Below are 6,333 nucleotides of genomic sequence, written 5' to 3'. Positions count from 1 at the left end.
CCGACAACTCGACCCGCCCCACCTCCCACGGAGCCTCCAGTCCCAACAGATGGCGGTACAACTCGATGTCGCGCATGCCGCAGATCCTGCCGCTGACCACCCGTCAAACCAAGCCGGACCCACGTAAAAGCCGGAAGAGCCCGATATCAAAGTAGGGAAACGCCATGATCATTCTCGGAATCATTCTTCTCATCGCCGGATTCGTGTTCGGTATCCCGATCCTGTGGACCATCGGGATCATCCTCCTGGTCATCGGGGCGGTGCTGTGGATATTGGGATCGATGGGACACGCGGTCGGTGGCCGCCGCCACTACTACTGACCGGCCACCGGCAACCACGCGGCTGATCCGATTCGACGGCACATGAAGCGCCCCAACGCGAATACCCTCGCCCGCTTCACCACTCGCCCCTCGGGCCTCCCGGAAGTCGACTATCCAAGGAGACAGACATGACGCGTATCGTCGGGCTACTCGTGCTCATATGGCTCGTCGTCGGCGGCGCCGGCCAGCGCGGGTATTTCACCCACGCTTCACAAACCTGTGCCAGCGCCGGAACGATCGCGGTGACCGTGATCGCCGGACCCCTGAACTACTTCGGGGTCAACCCCAAAGTGACGAACTGCAACGTCCCCCAACCCAGCTGACAACGCACCGCGTTGCTCCGCAATCGACGCAGTGGCCGTGACCACAGCCACCCCGCCACCGATGAACCCATCGACCATGCTCAACCAAACCAAGGAGCCGACATGGCAACCAGCACTATCGTTTTGATCGTCGTCGTCGCGGTCGTAGCAATTCTGCTCATCGCCGCACTCGCGTGGCTCGCGCGTAAGAAACGCACCGAACACCGTCGGGTCGAAGCCGGCGACATCCGCGACAAAGCCGTCGCGCAATCCCACAAGGTGGGGCAACGCGAAGCGCTCGCCGACGAGACCGCGGCCAAGGGCCGCGCCGCTCAAGCCGAGGCCGAGGCTGAGGCAGCCCACGCGAAGGGCCTACAACACCAGGCGCAAGTACGTCGCAGCGACGTGGCCACCGCCCGCGACGAGGTGAACCAGGAGTTTGCGCGCGCCGACAAGATCGATCCGGACTCGCAAGCCAGCGACACGCCGCGAGAAGACTCCGAAACGAGCGAAACACCTCCAGGAACCTCCGCCGGCAAGCAAGGCCCACCAGCGGTGCCCAGGGCCGGGTGACGCCGCGAACCGCCGACGCCCGGGGTTGGGTTATCGCCGATCGAGAGTGCTGCGGCAACGCAGCTGTCTATGCCGGCGCAACGTCGTCTGAGTCCGATTGCGGCGTCCAATCCATGACTAGCACCAGCACCGCCGAGCGTCGGAATCGTAGTGATCGATGCGGAGTGACGCTGCGCCGCAACATTACCCCCGCCAGGGGCAACCTGGAACTGATACCGGAGAGCAGCCCCGTCGCGTGAGAAGATGTCAGAGGCAACACGCGCACCTCAACGGAACTCGCGACGAACGTGCATATGCGGGCGCGTTGGCGCGGCTCAGCGGGCAAGGCTACGGTCAAACGATGAGCATCGCAGACATCGGTCCCCGTCCCCAGGCGTTCAACCTGGAGGCCCAGACGCTGGAGAACCCGAACTTCCGCACCGTGGCCTGGAGCGGCAACTACCTGCAGGTCACCCTCATGTCGATTCCGGTCAACGGCGACATCGGACTTGAGAACCATGGTGAGACCGACCAGTTCATTCGGCTCGACCGCGGCCGTGGTCGAGCCCAGATGGGACCCGGCAAGGACGAACTGACTTTCGACCAAGAGGTAACCGACGGCTGGTGCGTCATCGTTCCGGCCGGCACCTGGCACAACGTCACCAACATCGGCGACGAGCCCATGCAGGTCTACACCATCTACGCGCCGCAGCACCACACACCGGGCAAGGTGCACCAGACCAAGGCGGTCGCCGACACCGACACCGACGACGAACCGGCCGACTGGTCCGTTCAACCAGACCAGGTTGCAGACCAGCACGCCTGAACTGAGCCGCCCGCCGGACCAGAACCTGCCGACAGCGAGCCGGTCCGCGGCGCGCAGATGTGCAGGTAGGTGGGATTCCGGCTCCTGCTTGAAGTCGATGCCACCGACGGGTTCGGGCCGTTTCCTCGGCCACGCAACCTGCAGCCTGACGCGGTTCGTTCAGCCGCGGTGGACCGCAGCGCCTCACGGTGCCCGAATCGCGCAGGTCCATGCGTCCCGGTTTGGGCCATTCTTCCAACGGTGTGGGGCTTACCGCGTGCCGGGCTGTCGCCCGATTTGCCACCCGATGAGCAAGTGGCGACAGCACACCGCGAACCGGTCACCTACATATTTGTCTCCTCGGCGTCGGCCTGCGGGATCGGCAGCGGTCGGCGGTTCGCACATGTGGTAGACACACCGCTATGTCGGAACGGAGCCATGGCGTCCACTTCACGCCCTGACATGGGCGGCGATCGATTGCTGATCCCGGGCGACACCTGCCGGCGAACAGCGCGCGCTGACCGGTTCGCCTACATCGTCGACGGCGCCGACTACTTCCGCCACTGCAAAGCGGCGATGCTGCGCGCCCAACACCGCATCATTTTGATCGGTTGGGATTTCAATATGCGGATGACATTCGAACAGGGCGGTAAGACACTCCCCGGCCCCAACCAGCTGGGCGCCTTCCTTCGTCGCCTGGTGCGGCTCAGGCCCACCCTCGAGATTTACCTGTTGCGGTCGAACCTGCGTCTTCTGCCGGCCTTCGAAGGTATCTGGGGTGATTACACACCGGTGTCGCTCCTCAATTGGCTGGGCGGCGAGCGGCTCCATTTCGCCATGGACGGGGCGCACCCGACTGGCGCCGTGCACCACCAGAAGATCGTGGTAATCGACGATGCAGTGGCGTTCTGCGGGGGCATCGACCTCACCCTCGAGCGCTGGGACACATCAGAACACTTGGACTACAGTCGGTTCCGTCGCGCAGCTGGCGACACCTACGGGCCGCGACACGAGGTCGGCGCCGTGATGGACGCCGCTGCCGCCGAAGCACTCAGTGAGGTGGCCCGGGACAGGTGGCACTCCGCGACCGGGCTGACGCTGGCACCACTGGACGTCGGCCAGGCGATCTGGCCCTCCGGGCTGGAGCCGGCATTGCGCAACGTCGACGTCGCCGTGGCGCGCACCCTGCCGGAGCTGGGCGACCGCACCGAGGTCCGCGAGGTGGAAACGCTCAACCTGGCGGCGATCGCGGCGGCACGCCGCACCATCTACCTCGAAAACCAGTACCTGGCCTCACGCAGGCTCGCCGATGCGCTGGCCGAACGACTCCAGGAGTCCGACGGCCCGGAGATCGTCATCGTCATGCCGCGCAACTCCGAGAGCCGTCTTGAAGAACAGTCCATGGACAGCGCGAGATACCGGGTCCTGCAGGTGCTTTGGGCCGCGGACAGCCACCAGCGGTTTGCCGTCTATTGGCCGGTCACCGACGCCGACTCACCGATCTACGTCCACTCCAAGGTCATGGTGATCGACGACCGGCTTCTGCGGATCGGCTCGTCGAACCTCAACAACCGGTCGATGGGATTCGACAGCGAGTGCGATGTGGCTGTCGAAGCCGAGCCGGACTCCTCGGAGCACGCAGACATTCGCGAGATGATCACGTCGGTACGGAATCAGCTGGTGTGCGAACATCTCGGTGTCGCACCAGATGACTTCGGAAGTGCCGTTGAGCAGCACGGGTCGTTCCTTCGCGCCGTAGAAGCGCTTCGCGGCGACGGACGGACTCTGCGGCGTTTCACCCAGGACACCGTTGCCGACGAAGCCAGCCTCCTCGCCGAGAACGACTTGATGGATCCCGACCACGTGCCCAGATCGCTCGCCAAGAGCGTTCAGCGGTGGCTAGAAGGATTCACCAAGGGGCCACCGAGCTCACAGCCGGCGCAGAGCCTCCGGCAAGCGATACGGTGGCGTTACGCGCTCCCAGATCGGGTAAGAGACCCGCGGATTGGGGAGCGACCCATGAGCAGAGAACCCACGTCGGATGGAAAGCAGACCGAAGAACCGAAGGGCGGCCGGCCCGGACCCGCCGACCATGGCCGCGAAGGCGGAATTGCGACTCGGGAGAACGCCCCTGAACTGACCGACCCCGACCACGTCAGCGACTGATCGCGCACCCGCGCTGCGAGTGCAAAGGCGCGGCCCTGCAACTCGTGCGGCATGTCGTGACAACCTAATCGTTTAGTAGGGATGGGTTACCCGTCGTATTGACCGGGTTCTGTTCCTGACGGGTCTGCCGCCCGGTGATGCCCGAGGTGTCCCCGCGTTCGACGTCTTACGAAAGAACGGCGCGCCTGGCGGCAGATCGCGTGGTGTGGTGGTGGGATGCCGTTGCCCGAGCCCGCCGCAGGGTCGACCTCCCGAGGGATGTTCCCGGGCTTCGAGCTCTTCGACGCAACGAGGTCCTGCGGCGTGATGGAGTCACGGACGGCTAGTGAGATGACGGACCTTCGAGTCCGCGATTAGGGCAGCCGCGTGACCCCGCCGAGGTTCGTGCTCGACCGAACGATCGAAGGAGTGATGACACCTTGCCTCTGTACTGCGGAATAGATTGGGCCACAGAACACGACATCGCCGTCATCGACGACGACGGGCGTGTGGTGACGCGGTGACGGGTCGACAACGATGCGGCCGGCTTCGCGCAGATGTTGACCCTGCTGGCCGAAGCTGGCGACACCCCGGACTCCGATCCCAGTCGCGATCGAAACTGATCGCGGCCTGTGGGTGGCGGCGCTGCGCGCAACCGGACGGGCGTTCTATCCGATCAACCCGCTGGCCGCGTCGCGCTACCGGGCACGCCATGCTCGCGGCTTGACTCTTAACTTCGTGAGATGTCTTTCGTCGTCTCGATCGGCGATACCCGCTTCCATGCGATCGAACCCACCGCGCGGATGTCGTGGGCTTGGATAATGGGGCGATGGCCAAGTACGACGTAAATGAAGCCGCCGTGGCACGCGCACACGGGCTGATCGACTCGAAGCAGTACGTCCTCGACAGCGACTGGGGCGAGGTGCAGCCGGGAGCGGACGCAGAAAACACCTATCTCGAATCCCATGACTGGGACGACTACGCGCAGTGGTACCTGGGTCTGACCGTGGGCGCCAGTGACGCCACCAAGGCGCGGTATGCCTTTGTCTACGGCGACTTTCGACGGATCCACCGCACCGCGCTGATCGCGTGTGTGTACCGGGCGTCGCAGTGGCGGCACAAGGCCGTCGAACTCGCGGCCCACGACCTGTTGCAGCACCTCGACAATGCGGTCGGGATCACCGCGTGACGATCAGCTACGGCGAGGTGCTGTGTGAGCGGATCAGGGCGAATATCGGCGAGCCACGACCGAAAGGTGGTGACCGACCCGACGAAGCGGCATGCGGCCGTGGCAGCGGTGGTGGTCGACTCCGACCTCGGGGAGGATCGAATCGATCCGGCGCCGGTAGACGATTGGATCGCCGGGCGGCCGATGTCGGAGGATCCCGACGGCCCGATGATCGATGTCTCGGGCGGTGCTGTTTTCTTGCTGTGTCGCAGGACATCTCGGCTCTCGTCGCACTCCGCTCAATGGGCGCTGCCAGGCGGTGGTCTATCACCGTGAGTCCACCGCGGCGACATCGCCGTGGTGAATGTCGTTCATCGCCTCGTCGTCATCGCGGATCCTGCTTGCCCTGCACCGGGTCTCCCTCGAGGATCACCACGGCCGCTTCCTCGGCCAAATCGATGGCGAGACTGCCCATTTCGGAGAACTAGCCAACCACTTCGTGGGGAAGGACGGCGGCTGGATAGCGTCGACGAACGATGCGGGCCGCCATGAGCGGCGAGTCCGCCCCTCCATCTGCATCAGAGCTGATGTGGTCGGCGCCCATGACATACGTAGGTAACTGGCCACCGGCGCATGCCGCGCCAGCACCGCGAGCGCCGTACGGTCAACCGTCAACCTCGAGGCGCAGGCGGGCCAGGATCTCCAGCTCAGTCAGCACCCCCTTCGCCGCGTCGAGGTCGACTGTCAGTAGAGCGAGCGTGGCGCACCGGATGGCGTCGCCCGCCGATTCACACATGCGCGCGAGGTCGGCGTTGAGCGCGTGCAGTTGCCGGTGAAACTCGGTACGCACGGTGCCCCTCTCCTGCCGCGGGATTAGCACCCGCGGTATCGTGGAAAAGCATGCGCGTTTCGGTCCGCATCAGGTCGGGCATCCTGATCCACCCAGGACGTGAGTACACGGGAGGTGCGCCGATGTTGAGGTCTTCAAGGCGCTGCGCAGTTGCTCACACGGGGAAGCATTACGGCGCTGCTTTGCTATTG

Annotated in this window: 6 protein-coding genes and 3 pseudogenes; 8 read left to right on the top strand and 1 reads right to left on the bottom strand. The window is 64.8% G+C overall.

What is annotated here, in order from left to right:
- The first annotated feature begins 164 nt into the window (after window positions 1-164).
- From VET27_RS13475 to VET27_RS13440, 8 genes and pseudogenes are all read left to right on the top strand, one after another.
- Complete coding sequence (locus VET27_RS13475) at window positions 165-320, top strand: DUF6131 family protein (protein ID WP_526518842.1); 156 nt, start codon at window positions 165-167, stop codon at window positions 318-320.
- A 128-nt stretch (window positions 321-448) separates the two neighbouring features.
- Window positions 449-643 carry a hypothetical protein gene (locus tag VET27_RS13470; protein WP_526518840.1) on the top strand — a complete coding sequence of 65 codons (195 nt, stop codon included), beginning with the start codon at window positions 449-451 and terminating at the stop codon, window positions 641-643.
- A 102-nt stretch (window positions 644-745) separates the two neighbouring features.
- Window positions 746-1,195 (top strand): hypothetical protein, encoded by a 450-nt coding sequence (locus VET27_RS13465; protein ID WP_526518838.1) that lies wholly within the window; start codon window positions 746-748, stop codon window positions 1,193-1,195.
- 340 nt (window positions 1,196-1,535) lie between these two features.
- Window positions 1,536-2,000, top strand: a complete 465-nt coding sequence (locus VET27_RS13460) for a cupin domain-containing protein (protein ID WP_526518836.1) — start codon at window positions 1,536-1,538, stop codon at window positions 1,998-2,000.
- A 441-nt stretch (window positions 2,001-2,441) separates the two neighbouring features.
- Window positions 2,442-3,887: pseudogene (locus VET27_RS13455) on the top strand (phospholipase D-like domain-containing protein); the annotation flags it as partial.
- A gap of 683 nt (window positions 3,888-4,570) precedes the next feature.
- Window positions 4,571-4,838, top strand: a pseudogene (locus VET27_RS13450) (IS110 family transposase); the annotation flags it as partial.
- 115 nt (window positions 4,839-4,953) lie between these two features.
- Complete coding sequence (locus VET27_RS13445) at window positions 4,954-5,313, top strand: hypothetical protein (RefSeq protein WP_526518834.1); 360 nt, start codon at window positions 4,954-4,956, stop codon at window positions 5,311-5,313.
- Window positions 5,310-5,625 (top strand): annotated as a pseudogene (locus VET27_RS13440) (CoA pyrophosphatase); the annotation flags it as partial. The gene VET27_RS13445 and the pseudogene VET27_RS13440, both read left to right, overlap by 4 nt.
- Window positions 5,626-5,956: 331 nt before the next feature.
- Here VET27_RS13440 and VET27_RS13435 read toward each other — a convergent pair.
- Window positions 5,957-6,172 (bottom strand): hypothetical protein, encoded by a 216-nt coding sequence (locus VET27_RS13435; protein ID WP_526518832.1) that lies wholly within the window; start codon window positions 6,170-6,172, stop codon window positions 5,957-5,959.
- Between the last annotated feature and the right edge of the window lie 161 nt (window positions 6,173-6,333).

The sequence above is a fragment of the Mycobacterium sp. genome, from assembly GCF_035633495.1.
Classification (GTDB): Bacteria; Actinomycetota; Actinomycetes; order Mycobacteriales; family Mycobacteriaceae; genus Mycobacterium.
The sequence above is the reverse complement of the archived record's forward strand: the minus strand, read 5'-3'. Positions and strand labels throughout refer to the sequence as shown.